General features: G+C 60.6%; 12 protein-coding genes. 9 read left to right on the top strand and 3 right to left on the bottom strand.

Annotated features, from left to right (window positions below; all coding sequences use genetic code 11):
• Positions 1-20: 20 nt before the first annotated feature.
• Together IF199_RS28655 and IF199_RS28650 are read right to left on the bottom strand one after the other, a co-directional pair.
• The gene (locus IF199_RS28655) at positions 21-653 is read right to left on the bottom strand and encodes a TetR/AcrR family transcriptional regulator (protein ID WP_102619652.1); all 633 of its coding nucleotides are present in this window, start codon (positions 651-653) and stop codon (positions 21-23) included.
• Positions 654-770: 117 nt separating this feature from the next.
• Positions 771-2,147: a glutamine synthetase family protein gene (locus IF199_RS28650; RefSeq protein ID WP_096817455.1), complete on the bottom strand. Its 1,377-nt coding sequence runs from the start codon at positions 2,145-2,147 to the stop codon at positions 771-773.
• Between the two features lie 278 nt (positions 2,148-2,425).
• On the opposite strand from IF199_RS28650, the gene IF199_RS28645 reads away from it, so the two are divergent.
• The 8 genes from IF199_RS28645 (at position 2,426) to IF199_RS28610 (ending at position 11,241) form a co-directional block, all read left to right on the top strand.
• Positions 2,426-2,782: a gamma-glutamyl-gamma-aminobutyrate hydrolase family protein gene (locus tag IF199_RS28645; RefSeq protein WP_192559241.1), complete on the top strand. Its 357-nt coding sequence runs from the start codon at positions 2,426-2,428 to the stop codon at positions 2,780-2,782.
• Between the two features lie 93 nt (positions 2,783-2,875).
• A complete protein-coding gene (locus IF199_RS28640; RefSeq protein WP_096817456.1) occupies positions 2,876-4,234 on the top strand; it encodes a glutamine synthetase family protein in 1,359 nt (452 codons plus the stop codon).
• Between the two features lie 56 nt (positions 4,235-4,290).
• Positions 4,291-5,655: an aspartate aminotransferase family protein gene (locus IF199_RS28635; RefSeq protein WP_011336447.1), complete on the top strand. Its 1,365-nt coding sequence runs from the start codon at positions 4,291-4,293 to the stop codon at positions 5,653-5,655.
• A gap of 171 nt (positions 5,656-5,826) precedes the next feature.
• Positions 5,827-6,936, top strand: a complete 1,110-nt coding sequence (locus IF199_RS28630) for a polyamine ABC transporter substrate-binding protein (protein ID WP_096817458.1) — start codon at positions 5,827-5,829, stop codon at positions 6,934-6,936.
• A 187-nt stretch (positions 6,937-7,123) separates the two neighbouring features.
• Complete coding sequence (locus tag IF199_RS28625; protein ID WP_096817460.1) at positions 7,124-8,221, top strand: polyamine ABC transporter substrate-binding protein; 1,098 nt, start codon at positions 7,124-7,126, stop codon at positions 8,219-8,221.
• 73 nt (positions 8,222-8,294) lie between these two features.
• Complete coding sequence (locus IF199_RS28620; protein ID WP_096817462.1) at positions 8,295-9,437, top strand: ABC transporter ATP-binding protein; 1,143 nt, start codon at positions 8,295-8,297, stop codon at positions 9,435-9,437.
• A 35-nt stretch (positions 9,438-9,472) separates the two neighbouring features.
• The gene (locus IF199_RS28615; protein ID WP_244142489.1) at positions 9,473-10,354 is read left to right on the top strand and encodes an ABC transporter permease subunit; all 882 of its coding nucleotides are present in this window, start codon (positions 9,473-9,475) and stop codon (positions 10,352-10,354) included.
• A complete protein-coding gene (locus IF199_RS28610) occupies positions 10,351-11,241 on the top strand; it encodes an ABC transporter permease subunit (RefSeq protein WP_085709000.1) in 891 nt (296 codons plus the stop codon). Before IF199_RS28615 ends, IF199_RS28610 begins: the two co-directional genes overlap by 4 nt.
• Before the next feature lie 59 nt (positions 11,242-11,300).
• Here the strand turns inward: IF199_RS28610 and IF199_RS28605 are convergent, their stop codons facing one another.
• A complete protein-coding gene (locus IF199_RS28605) occupies positions 11,301-11,942 on the bottom strand; it encodes an HD domain-containing protein (RefSeq protein WP_192559240.1) in 642 nt (213 codons plus the stop codon).
• 190 nt (positions 11,943-12,132) lie between these two features.
• On the opposite strand from IF199_RS28605, the gene IF199_RS28600 reads away from it, so the two are divergent.
• Positions 12,133-13,098, top strand: coding sequence for a GlxA family transcriptional regulator (locus IF199_RS28600; protein WP_192561016.1), 966 nt, complete (start codon positions 12,133-12,135; stop codon positions 13,096-13,098).
• Positions 13,099-13,100 lie beyond the last annotated feature (2 nt).

Here is a 13,100-nt window from a genome sequence, read left to right as displayed (position 1 = left end):
TTTGTGTCTGTCGTGCGGCGCTAGAGAACCCGCTTGGGCAGGTACGGCGGCAGATACAGCCCGATGTAGGCATCGAACACGCGCATCCCTTCCTCGGCCATGCGTGGCGTGATCTGTCCGTGCTGCTGCACCGAGCGGGCGTAGACGCGGTCGCCCAGTTCCATCGCCAGTGCGAACACGTCGACGTCGTCCGGCAGCTTCGGCAGTTCGAAGTGATGATCGAACAGCTTGTGCATCAGGTCGCCCAGTTCCAGATCGTGCTGGCGGTCGGCCTGGGTGACTTCGGTGAGGCCGTGTTGCGCGAGGATCAGTTGCCGGGCGGCGGCGTCTTCGTCGTAGATCTCCAGCATCCGTTGCTCGACCAGTCGTGACAGGTCGCGCCAGTCGCGCAGGGCGTCGTGGTCGATCGGCGCTTGCAGGCAGGCGCGGAAGGCTGCGTGGACATCTGCCGTCAGGCCTTCCAGCAAGGCCGGGACGCTGGCGAAGAAATGGTAGACCGAGGAGGGAGGGATCTGCGCGCGCTCGGCGACGCTGTAGACCGACAGGCTCGCCACGCCCTCGGCGGCCAGCAGCGTGCGCGCGGCGTCGAGTATCGAATCGATCCGCGCCTGGCTGCGGGCACGGGGTTTGCGGACGGGGGCGGGACGCGTCATGAAAGTCTCCTGCGGGGCATCGGGCATTGTACGCAGAGCTTGGCCATGTGCCACAGGGGCCAATAAAAAACGCCGCGGGCTGAGAAGCCAACGGCGTTTTCTTTTGCTGCAATCCGCTTAAACGGTATGCAGGTACCAGTTGTACTCAAGGTCGGAGATGGAGTGTTCGAACTCCTCCAGCTCGCTTTCCTTACAGGCGACGAAGATATCGATGTACTTAGGATCGATGTACTTGGCCATCACCTCGCTGTCGTCCAGCTCGCGCAGGGCGTCGCGCAAGTTGTTCGGCAGGCTCTGCTCGTTCTGCTCGTAGCTGTTGCCTTCGACCGGAGCGCCCGGTTCGATCTTGTTGACCAGACCGTGGTGCACGCCCGCCAGGACCGAAGCCATCAGCAGGTACGGGTTGGCGTCGGCGCCGGCAACGCGGTGTTCCAGGCGGACCGCATCGGCGGAGCCGGTCGGTACGCGCAGGGCCACGGTGCGGTTGTCCAGGCCCCAGCTCGGCGAGTTCGGCACATAGAACTGTGCGCCGAAACGACGGTACGAGTTGACGTTCGGGCAGAGGAAAGCCATCTGCGCGGGCAGGGTCTCGAGCACACCGCCGATCGCGTGACGCAGTGCGGCGTTCTGCTCGGGATCCTCGCTGGCAAAAATGTTTTTGCCTTGTTTATCCAGAATCGAAATGTGGACGTGCAGACCGTTGCCGGCCTGACCCGGGTACGGCTTGGCCATGAAGGTGGTGTCCATTTCATGGTCGTAGGCGATGTTCTTGATCAGACGCTTGAGCAGCACCGCGTAGTCGCACGCCTTGATCGGGTCGGCGACGTGGTGCAGGTTCACTTCGAACTGCGCCGGGGCACTTTCCTTGACGATGGCGTCGGCCGGGATGCCTTGCTCTTTTGCACCTTCCAGAATGTCCTGGAGGCAGTCGACGTATTCGTCGAGGTCGTCGATCAGGTAAACCTGGGTCGAATGCGGGCGTTTGCCGGAGATCGGCGAGCGTGGCGGCTGAGGGCGGCCGTTCACGTTTTCCTGGTCGATCAGGTAGAACTCGAGTTCGAATGCGGCGCAGATGGTCAAGCCCAGCTCGTCAAACTTTGCAACAACTTGACGGAGCACTTCGCGCGGATCGGCGAAGAAAGGGTCACCTTCGAGTTCGTGCATGGTCATCAACAGTTGCGCGGTAGGGCGCTTCTGCCATGGCTCGTTGCACAGGGTGTCGGGGATTGGATAGCAGATACGGTCGGCGTCGCCGATGTCCAGGCCCAGACCGGTGCTTTCCACCGTCGAACCATTGATATCCAGAGCAAATAGAGAGGCCGGCAGGTTGATGCCTTTCTCGTAAACCTTGTGGAGGCTGGTGCGTTCGATGCGCTTGCCGCGCACCACACCATTCATATCCGCAATCAGAAGGTCAACGTACAGAACCTCAGGATGTTCCTTAAGGAACGCGTTCGCTTCGTTAAGCTGAACGGCACGCGGGGGTACCGACATGATGCAACACCTTTGTTGTTAAAAATATCAATCATTGATCTTTTCTGGTTTCAGTCAACCCGAACGGCCTGCCGAAGTCAAGCGAGGCCTTTTTTGCCCTGAAAAAGCGCCATGAGGGCATTTATGGGGCACTTTGGGGCATTTTTTTATCCATGGAGGACGCGCCACCCGCAGGCTTGAGCAGGCCGTGTTGTATTTTTTACGGGGGTGTTGTGTAAAAAAATGAACAAGGCTAAGCTCGGGTCAAACCCATAACAGCAATAATACCGGGGTGCTTCATGTCTCGCCTGCCGTTAATCGGCGTCACCGACTGCTCCTTGCAGTCCGGTCTGCATGCTTATCACATCAGTGGCGACACGTCCGTCCGCAGCGCAGCCAGCAAGGCTCGCAGCCTGCCAGCGGTGTCTCTGTCCACGGTAGATCAGGCGACAGCGTCCGATATTCTGGACGCATGCGGGGGCATCCTCTTTAGCGGTTCTCCTTTCAATATAGATCTCTTTCCTTCTTCCGGCCTGCACCGCGCCCGTCGCCGTGCCCGTGATTCTGCACGCCCGGAATGTGCACAGGAAATGCAACGCCAGCGTAAAGGGCAGGTAAGCTCCTCCTTCATTGTCTATGCGCGGTGCCAGGCGTAAGCCGGTACTGCGCGCAAGCAAGCCCCCTTAACGCGACGCCCCGTGCGTCAAACTTGCCTGACACGCGTCAGGAGACTCAGCCCAGAGGCATTTATGAGTAACAACCTCGACCAGCTCACCGATTGGTTGAAAGACCACAAGATCACAGAAGTCGAATGCATGATCGGCGACTTGACCGGTATCACCCGGGGCAAGATCTCGCCGACCAACAAGTTCATCGCCGAAAAAGGCATGCGCCTGCCAGAGAGCGTTCTGTTGCAGACCGTGACCGGCGACTACGTCGAAGACGACATCTATTACGAACTGCTCGACCCGGCCGACATCGACATGATCTGCCGCCCCGACCAGAACGCCGTGTACCTGGTGCCATGGGCCATCGAGCCGACCGCCCAGGTGATCCACGACACCTACGACAAGCAAGGCAACCCGATCGAGCTGTCGCCGCGCAACGTCCTCAAGAAAGTCCTGAAACTCTATGCCGACAAGGGCTGGCAGCCGATCGTGGCGCCGGAAATGGAGTTCTACCTGACCAAGCGCAGCGACGACCCTGACTATCCGTTGCAGCCGCCAGTCGGCCGTTCCGGGCGTCCGGAAATCGGTCGTCAGTCGTTCTCCATCGAAGCGGCGAACGAATTCGATCCGCTGTTCGAAGACGTCTACGACTGGTGCGAATTGCAGGAGCTGGACCTCGACACGCTGATCCACGAGGACGGCACCGCGCAGATGGAAATCAACTTCCGTCACGGCGATGCCTTGTCCCTCGCCGACCAGATCCTGGTGTTCAAACGCACCATGCGTGAGGCCGCCCTCAAGCACAACGTGGCCGCCACCTTCATGGCCAAGCCGATGACCGGTGAGCCGGGCAGTGCGATGCACCTGCACCAGAGCATCATCGACATCGAGACCGGCAAGAACGTGTTCTCCAACGAAGACGGGACCATGAGCCAGTTGTTCCTGCACCACATCGGTGGCCTGCAGAAACTGATCCCGGAATTGCTGCCGCTGTTCGCCCCGAACGTCAACTCGTTCCGCCGCTTCCTGCCGGACACCTCCGCGCCAGTAAACGTGGAGTGGGGCGAAGAAAACCGCACCGTGGGCCTGCGCGTACCGGATGCCGGCCCGCAGAACCGTCGGGTGGAAAACCGCCTGCCGGGCGCCGACGCCAACCCGTACCTGGCGATTGCCGCGAGCCTGCTCTGCGGCTACATCGGCATGGTCGAGGGCCTCAACCCGAGCGCGCCGGTCGTGGGCCGTGGTTACGAGCGCCGCAACCTGCGCCTGCCGCTGACCATCGAAGACGCGCTGGAGCGTATGGAAAACAGCGCAACCATCGAGAAATACCTGGGCAAGACTTTCATCACCGGCTACGTCGCGGTCAAGCGGGCCGAGCATGAAAACTTCAAGCGCGTGATCAGTTCCTGGGAGCGTGAGTACCTGCTCTTCGCCGTCTGATACGCCGGGCGCGGTGGCCAGCCGCCGCGCCTTCACCGATAACAAGGAGAATTGGCATGACCAGCAACAACCCGCAAACCCGTGAGTGGCAAGCCCTCAGCAGCGATCACCACCTGGCCCCGTTCAGCGACTTCAAACAGCTGAAAGAAAAGGGTCCACGGATCATCACCAACGCCAAGGGCGTGTACCTGTGGGACAGCGAGGGCAACAAGATCCTCGATGGCATGGCGGGTCTGTGGTGTGTGGCGATCGGTTATGGGCGCGATGAACTGGCCGATGCGGCCGCCAAGCAAATGCGCGAACTGCCTTACTACAACCTGTTCTTCCAGACCGCGCACCCGCCGGCGCTGGAACTGGCCAAGGCCATCGCCGATGTGGCGCCGGAAGGCATGAACCATGTGTTCTTCACCGGTTCCGGCTCCGAAGGCAACGACACCATGCTGCGCATGGTTCGCCACTACTGGGCGATCAAGGGCCAGCCGAACAAGAAAGTCATCATCAGCCGCAAGAACGGCTACCACGGCTCCACCGTGGCCGGCGCGAGCCTGGGCGGCATGACGTATATGCACGAGCAGGGCGACTTGCCGATTCCGGGCATCGTCCATATCGCTCAGCCGTACTGGTTCGCCGAAGGCGGCGACATGACCCCGGAAGAATTCGGGATCTGGGCAGCCAATCAGCTGGAAGAGAAGATTCTGGAAGTCGGCGTGGACAACGTCGGTGCCTTCATTGCCGAGCCGATCCAGGGTGCCGGCGGCGTGATCATTCCGCCTGACACCTACTGGCCGCGCATCAAGGAAATCCTCGCCAAGTACGACATCCTGTTCGTGGCGGACGAAGTGATCTGCGGTTTCGGCCGTACCGGCCAATGGTTCGGCAGCGATTTCTACGATCTCAAGCCACACATGATGACCATCGCCAAAGGCCTGACGTCCGGCTACATCCCGATGGGTGGCCTGATCGTGCGCGACGAAGTGGTGGCGGTGCTCAACGAGGGCGGCGATTTCAACCACGGCTTCACCTACTCCGGTCACCCGGTGGCGGCGGCGGTGGGTCTGGAAAACATCCGGATTCTGCGCGAAGAGAAAATCATCGAACGCGCCCATGAAGAAACGGCACCGTATTTGCAGAAACGTCTGCGCGAGCTGAACGATCACCCGTTGGTGGGGGAAGTGCGCGGAGTCGGTCTGCTGGGGGCCATCGAGCTGGTGCAGGACAAGGCCACTCGCAAGCGTTACGAAGGCAAGGGTGTGGGCATGATCTGCCGCCAGTTCTGCTTCGACAACGGGCTGATCATGCGCGCCGTAGGCGACACCATGATCATCGCGCCGCCGCTGGTGATCAGCAAGGCGGAGATCGATGAGCTGGTGACCAAGGCGCGCAAGTGCCTGGACCTGACCCTCAGTGCATTGCAGGGCTAAGTGCTAGGCTCTGAGCGATGGAGCTGTTGCGCTGTCGCTCGGAGCTGTCAGAAAGGCTGGTCTTTTCTTGAAAGACCGCCTCGTATCTTGCCAGACTAGCCGCGGTTCCAGTTGTCCGGGTTCGGCCGCTGAACAAAGTGGTTCAAAAAAGAAAAATTTGGAGCATGACGCATGAAGGCATTAGGTAAAAAGCTTGCTGGCAAGACTCTTCTGGCCCTGTCCGTCGCGGGCATGATGGCGGGCGCGGTTCACGCGGACGACAAAGTGCTGCACGTCTACAACTGGTCCGACTACATTGCTCCGGACACCATCGCGAACTTCGAGAAAGAGTCGGGGATCAAGGTCGTCTACGACGTGTTCGACTCCAACGAAACCCTGGAAGCCAAGCTGCTGGCGGGCAAGTCCGGCTACGACGTGGTCGTGCCGTCGAACAACTTCCTGGCCAAGCAGATCAAGGCCGGTGTCTACCAGGAGCTGGATCAGTCCAAACTGCCTAACTGGAAGAACCTGAACCAGGACCTGCTCAAGGCCGTGTCGGTCAGCGACCCGGGCAACAAGCACGCCTTCCCGTACATGTGGGGTTCGATCGGCATCGGCTACAACCCGGAGAAGGTCAAGGCTGCGCTGGGCGTCGACAAGATCGATTCCTGGGACGTACTGCTGAAGCCGGAAAACATCGCCAAGCTCAAGGGCTGCGGCGTGAGCTTCCTCGATTCGCCGACCGAAATGCTCCCGGTCGCGCTGCACTACCTGGGCCTGCCAACCGACTCCCAGAAGAAAGAAGACATCAAGAAAGCCGAGGACCTGTTCCTCAAGATTCGTCCTTCGATCACCTACTTCCACTCGTCCAAGTACATCTCGGACCTGGCCAACGGCAACATCTGCGTAGCGGTCGGCTACTCGGGTGACGTGCAGCAGGCCAAGTCCCGTGCCGCCGAGGCCGGTGACAAGGTGAAAGTCAGCTATGCGATTCCGAAAGAAGGTGCTGGCAGCTTCTTCGACATGGTCGCCATTCCGAAGGATGCCGAAAACGTTGAAGGCGCCTACAAGTTCATGACCTTCCTGCAGAAGCCTGAAGTCATGGCCGGCATCACCAACGCCGTACGTTTCCCGAACGGTAACGCCGCTGCAACGGCACTGGTGGAAAAAGACATCACCAGCGATCCAGGCATCTACCCGCCAGCCGACGTGCAGGCCAAGCTGTATGCCATCGCCGATCTGCCGGCGGCGACCCAGCGTGAAATGACTCGCAGCTGGACCAAGATCAAATCCGGTAAATAAGCCGGTTTGACGCAGCAACCGCTGGCCGTCGCGTTCGCAAGGACGGCCAGCGGTGCAATTAAATGACAGAAAGTTTTGCTGGAACGGTTTTTCGAGGGTAAGTTGCGCGCCGGTTTTGTTGCCGGGCAACCGTGACTGTCATGCAGCGCGGGGCAACTTGGGCCCAACTAAATTAGAGGACCTCCACTTGCCTATTTTTTCTTCCTTGCGCAATGCCCTGCTGGCCGCTGCCGGTCTGACGTTCGCTGTCGGTGCCCAAGCCGCCGGTACTGTGCATATTTATAACTGGTCGGATTACATCGGCGAGACCACCCTGGCCGATTTCCAGAAAGAAACCGGGATCAAGCCGGTCTACGACGTGTTCGACTCCAACGAGACCCTGGAAGGCAAACTGCTTGCCGGGCGTACCGGTTACGACGTGGTCGTGCCGTCGAACCACTTCCTTGGCAAGCAGATCAAGGCGGGCGCGTTCCAGAAGCTCGACAAGGCGCAGCTGCCGAACTATTCCAACCTCGACCCGGTGCTGCTCAAGCGTCTGGAACAGAACGATCCGGGCAACCTGTACGCCGTGCCGTACCTGTGGGGCACCAACGGCATCGGCTACAACGTCGATAAAGTGAAAGCCGTGCTCGGCGTCGACAAGATCGACTCCTGGAGCGTGCTGTTCGAGCCTGAGAACATCAAGAAGCTGCACAGCTGCGGCGTGGCGTTCCTCGATTCGGCCGATGAAATGATGCCGACCGTGCTCAACTACATGGGCCTGAACGCCAACAGCACCGATCCCAAGGATTACGAGAAGGCCACGGCCAAGTTGCTGGCGGTGCGTCCTTACGTGACCTACTTCCACTCCTCGAAATACATCGGCGATCTGGCCAACGGCGACATCTGCGTGGCCATCGGTTTCTCCGGCGACATCTTCCAGGCCAAGCACCGCGCCGAAGAAGCCAAGAAAGGCGTGAACATCGCCTACGCCATCCCGAAAGAGGGCGGCGCGCTCTGGTTCGACATGCTGGCGATTCCGAAGGACTCGTCCAACGTCAAGGAAGCCCACGCCTTCATCAACTATTTGCTGAAACCTGAGGTAATCGCCCAGGTCAGTGATTACGTCGGTTACGCCAACCCCAACCCGGGTTCGGACAAGCTGATGGAGCAGTCCATTCGCACCGACGAAGCGGTTTATCCACCGCAGGCCGTTCTCGACAAGACTTACGTGTCGATCGAGTTGCCGCCGAATATTCAGCGTTTGATGACCCGCAGCTGGACCAAGGTCAAGTCGGGTAAATAGCTTCAACGTACAAACTATCCTGGGTTCGTCTTGCGTGGGCGAACTGCACTCTTTTTTTCTGGGAGTTTCGTAAATGGCAGTTGCCTCCGGCGCCTATAAGAAAGCCCTCGAGGGCGACCAGACACCTAAGCAGGTGCTGGTTAAAATCGACCGGGTCACGAAGAAGTTCGACGAGACGGTTGCCGTGGACGATGTGTCCCTGGAAATCAAGAAGGGCGAGATCTTCGCTCTGCTCGGCGGTTCGGGATCGGGCAAATCCACTCTGCTGCGGATGCTGGCAGGGTTCGAACGGCCCACGGAGGGGCGCATTTTCCTCGACGGCGTCGACATCACCGACATGCCGCCGTACGAGCGACCGATCAACATGATGTTCCAGTCGTACGCTCTGTTCCCGCACATGACCGTGGCGCAGAACATCGCGTTCGGCCTGCAGCAGGACAAGATTCCCAAGGCCGAGATCGACGCCCGCGTGGCCGAGATGCTCAAGCTGGTGCAGATGAGCCAGTACGCCAAGCGCAAGCCGCACCAGTTGTCCGGCGGCCAGCGTCAGCGTGTGGCGCTGGCGCGTTCGCTGGCCAAGCGGCCGAAGCTGTTGCTGCTCGACGAACCGATGGGCGCACTGGACAAGAAACTGCGTTCGCAGATGCAGCTGGAACTGGTGGAAATCATCGAGCGCGTGGGTGTGACCTGCGTGATGGTGACCCACGACCAGGAAGAGGCCATGACCATGGCCGAGCGCATCGCGATCATGCACCTGGGCTGGATCGCCCAGATCGGCAGCCCGATCGATATCTACGAAACCCCGACCAGCCGCCTGGTCTGTGAATTCATCGGTAACGTGAACATCTTCGAAGGCGAAGTGATCGACGACGCCGAAGGCCACGCGACCATCACCTGCAAGGACCTCGACCGGCAGATCTACGTCGGCCACGGCATCAGCACCTCGGTGCAGGACAAGTCCGTGACCTACGCGATCCGTCCGGAAAAACTGCTGGTCACCGCCGAAATGCCGACCTGCGAATACAACTGGTCCAGCGGCAAGGTGCACGACATTGCCTACCTCGGCGGGCATTCGGTGTTCTACGTCGAATTGCCGAGCGGCAAGCTGGTGCAGTCGTTCGTGGCCAACGCCGAACGCCGTGGCGCACGTCCGACCTGGGGCGATCAGGTGTACGTGTACTGGGAAGATGACAGCGGCGTGGTACTTCGCTCATGAACATGCGCAAATTCAAACGCCGGCTCAATCGAATAATTCCCGGTGGCCGCCAACTGGTCATCGGGGTTCCGTTCATCTGGCTGTTCCTGTTCTTCATGCTGCCGTTCTTCATCGTTCTGAAGATCAGCTTTGCCGAAGCAGACGTGGCCATCCCGCCGTACACCGAGATCTACAGCTTCGTTGACCAGAAGCTGCAAGTGCTGCTGAACCTGGGCAACTACGCGATGCTCGGCGACGACGAACTCTACATCTCGGCGTACCTCGGTTCGCTGAAGATGGCGTTCTTCAGCACGCTGTTGTGCCTGCTGATCGGCTACCCGATGGCCTATGCCATCGCCAGTGCCCGCAAGGAAGTGCAGACGGTGCTGGTGCTGCTGATCATGATGCCGACCTGGACCGCGATCCTGATCCGCGTCTATGCGTGGATGGGCATCCTCAGCAACAACGGCCTGCTCAACGGTTTCCTGATGAGCATGGGCTTCATCGATGAGCCGCTGCAGATCCTCAACACCAACCTCGCGGTGTACATCGGCGTCGTCTACTCCTACCTGCCGTTCATGATCCTGCCGCTGTACGCCAACCTGGTGAAGCACGACAACAGCTTGCTGGAAGCGGCGTCCGATCTGGGTTCGAGCACGTTCAACAGCTTCTGGAAAATCACTATTCCGCTGTCCAAGAACGGGATCATCGCCGGCTGCATGCTGGTGTTCATCCCGGTGGTGGGCGAGTTCGTGATCCCGGAACTGCTCGGCGGTCCGGAAACCCTGATGATCGGTAAAGTGCTCTGGCAAGAGTTCTTCAACAACCGTGACTGGCCGGTGGCGTCCGCCCTGGCGGTGGTGATGCTGGCGATCCTGATCGTGCCGATCATCCTGTTCAACCGCAGTCAGGCCAAGGAAATGGAGGGTAAAGAATGAAGCGCTTCCGTTTCTCCAGCCTGATGCTGGTGCTCGGCCTGTTGTTCATCTACCTGCCGATGCTGATCCTGGTGATCTACTCGTTCAACGCCTCGAAACTGGTGACGGTGTGGGGCGGCTGGTCGATCAAGTGGTACGTCGGCCTGCTCGACAACACCCAACTGATGGGCTCGGTGGTGCGCTCGCTGGAAATCGCCTGCTACACCGCCGTCGCGGCAGTGGCGCTGGGTACGCTGGCGGCGTTCGTCCTGACCCGCATCACGCGTTTCAAGGGCCGTACGCTGTTCGGCGGCCTGGTCACTGCGCCGCTGGTAATGCCTGAGGTGATTACCGGTCTGTCGCTGTTGCTGCTGTTCGTGGCCATGGCGCAGATGATCGGCTGGCCACAGGAGCGTGGCATCGTCACCATCTGGATCGCTCACACCACGTTCTGTGCGGCGTATGTGGCGGTGGTGGTGTCGGCGCGTCTGCGTGAGCTGGATCTGTCCATCGAAGAAGCAGCGATGGACCTGGGTGCGCGGCCGTGGAAGGTGTTCTTCCTGATCACCATCCCGATGATCGCGCCGTCGCTGGCGGCGGGCGGCATGATGTCGTTCGCCCTGTCGCTGGACGACCTGGTACTGGCGAGCTTCGTCTCCGGCCCGGGTTCGACGACCCTGCCGATGGAAGTGTTCTCGGCGGTGCGTCTGGGCGTGAAGCCTGAGATCAACGCCGTGGCCAGCCTGATTCTGTTGGCGGTGTCGCTGGTGACCTTCATGGTCTGGTTCTTCAGCCGCCGTGCCGAAGAGTCGCGCCGCAAGGCGATCCAGCAAGCCATCGAAGAAGGCGCTGCCGATTCGTGGAAACAACCGGACGTGCGCCGGGCGCAGACGCCGGAAGCGGCTTAAGTCTTCCGACACAAAAAAACCTCGCGATCGTTACCGGCCGCGAGGTTTTTTATGCCCGGTCAGGACACCCAGGGCGATTGGCGGATGACATCGACAAAGTTCATCGGCTTGAACCCCGCCGCCTGATCCTTCAGCACATCGGTCTTCACATTGCCGAACGTCGTCTGCGGGCGATGACGCAAGCCATCGGCGAACGCGCAGATGATGCACTCCTTGAAACCCTCGCCCCGTGGATGCGCATGCACCACTGCCTCGCGCTGCACGGTGGTGAACGCGGCGTAATCCATGCCCAGCACATCCATCTCGACGCCTGCCGTCACCAGCGCCACGGTCGGACGCAGATGCTTCGGTACGCCCGGTGTGGTGTGCAGGGCGATCGATAGCCAGACCTGCTCGATGTCGTCATCACTCAACCCGTAAGGCTTGAGAAACGCCGCCGCGGCGTTAGCGCCATCGACTTCGAAACGTTCGTCGTCGCTGCGGTGACCTTCGACCAGCCCCAGGTCGTGGAACATCGCGCCGACGTACAACAGCTCCGGATCGTAGGCCAGTTGCTGGCGTTCGCCGCTCAAGGCACCGAACAGAAACACCCGGCGCGAATGGTGGTAGAGCAGGTCGGATTCGATGTCGCGGATGTATTCGGTGGTGGCCCGGGCGAGGGCGCTGTCGGGGATCTGGATACCGGCGATGGTCGTGGTCATGTTGAGCTTCCTCGTCGAAAACGCCGTCACGGCGCTGATGGAGAAAGTCTGTTCTCGGGGGCAGAGCCGGACAATCGATCCATGGCTGCGATCCTTGCCATTCCACCTGCAAATCGTGCCAGCTCGCTTCTGCGGCGTGGATTGGCTAGGGTTGGCGCTGATCCGCCATTCCCCGGGAGCCGATATCGCCATGAACAGAACCGTTGCCATCGTGGTGTTCCCCGGCGTGCAGGCGCTGGACGTCAGCGGGCCCATGGACGTGTTCGCCGAGGCCAACCGTTTTCTGGCGCCGGAGGATCATTACCGGCTCGAAGTGATCGGCGTCGAGCGCGGACCGATGGCGTGTTCCAACGGGCTGACCCTGAGTGCTCACCGGCATTTCAGCGACGTGCAGGAAGCTTGCGATTTGCTGCTGGTGGCCGGTGGGCCGCAGTTGCCGTTCCTGGATTTCGGCGAGGCGTTCGACGTCTGGTTGCGTGAGGCCTGTGGGCGGGCGCGGCGTTTTGGCTCGATCTGCAACGGTGCGTTCATGCTGGCGCGTGCGGGATTGCTGGACGGGCGTACGGTTACCACTCATTGGAATGACGCCGAGGCGCTGGCGCAGTTGTGCCCGTCGAGCCGGGTCGAGGCCGATCGGCTGTACGTCGAGGATGGTCAGCTCTACACCTCGGCGGGGGTGACGGCGGGGATCGATCTGTCGCTGTACCTGCTGGCGCGTGACTACGGTGCCGAGGTGGCGCTGAGCGTGGCCAAGCGGCTGGTGGTGTTTACCCAGCGCTCGGGCGGGCAGTCGCAGTTCAGCCCGTTTCTCACGCCCCACGCCGAACCGACGTCGGCGGTGGCGATGGTGCAACTGTACGTGCTGGCCAATCTCACCGGCGACCTGACCATCGCCGACCTGGCGAATGCCGCCAACATGAGCGCACGGAATTTCTCCCGGGTGTTTGCCCGGGAAGCCAAGGTCACCCCGGCGGAATTCGTCGAGCGGGCGCGGGTGGATGCGGCGCGGGTGATGCTCGAAAGCACCACGGCGCCACTGAAGACGGTGGCGTATCAATGCGGGTTTCGCGATGCGCAACACATGCGCAGCGTGTTCAACCGCCGGCTGGGGGTGACGCCGCAGCAGTTTCGGCTGAACTTTGCGGCGATGGTTTGAAC

The organism is Pseudomonas allokribbensis, from assembly GCF_014863605.1.
Classification (GTDB): domain Bacteria; phylum Pseudomonadota; class Gammaproteobacteria; order Pseudomonadales; family Pseudomonadaceae; genus Aquipseudomonas; species Aquipseudomonas allokribbensis.
The sequence above is the reverse complement of the archived record's forward strand: the minus strand, read 5'-3'. Positions and strand labels throughout refer to the sequence as shown.

Excerpts from the sequence above, each read along its gene's own strand:
- IF199_RS28605 (WP_192559240.1), bottom strand. The coding sequence starts at position 11,942 with ATGACCACGACCATCGCCGGTATCCAGATCCCCGACAGCGCCCTCGCC.
- IF199_RS28655 (WP_102619652.1), bottom strand. The coding sequence starts at position 653 with ATGACGCGTCCCGCCCCCGTCCGCAAACCCCGTGCCCGCAGCCAGGCG.
- IF199_RS28640 (WP_096817456.1), top strand. The coding sequence starts at position 2,876 with ATGAGTAACAACCTCGACCAGCTCACCGATTGGTTGAAAGACCACAAG.
- IF199_RS28610 (WP_085709000.1), top strand. The coding sequence starts at position 10,351 with ATGAAGCGCTTCCGTTTCTCCAGCCTGATGCTGGTGCTCGGCCTGTTG.
- IF199_RS28635 (WP_011336447.1), top strand. The coding sequence starts at position 4,291 with ATGACCAGCAACAACCCGCAAACCCGTGAGTGGCAAGCCCTCAGCAGC.
- IF199_RS28600 (WP_192561016.1), top strand. The coding sequence starts at position 12,133 with ATGAACAGAACCGTTGCCATCGTGGTGTTCCCCGGCGTGCAGGCGCTG.
- IF199_RS28630 (WP_096817458.1), top strand. The coding sequence starts at position 5,827 with ATGAAGGCATTAGGTAAAAAGCTTGCTGGCAAGACTCTTCTGGCCCTG.
- IF199_RS28650 (WP_096817455.1), bottom strand. The coding sequence starts at position 2,147 with ATGTCGGTACCCCCGCGTGCCGTTCAGCTTAACGAAGCGAACGCGTTC.
- IF199_RS28620 (WP_096817462.1), top strand. The coding sequence starts at position 8,295 with ATGGCAGTTGCCTCCGGCGCCTATAAGAAAGCCCTCGAGGGCGACCAG.
- IF199_RS28645 (WP_192559241.1), top strand. The coding sequence starts at position 2,426 with ATGTCTCGCCTGCCGTTAATCGGCGTCACCGACTGCTCCTTGCAGTCC.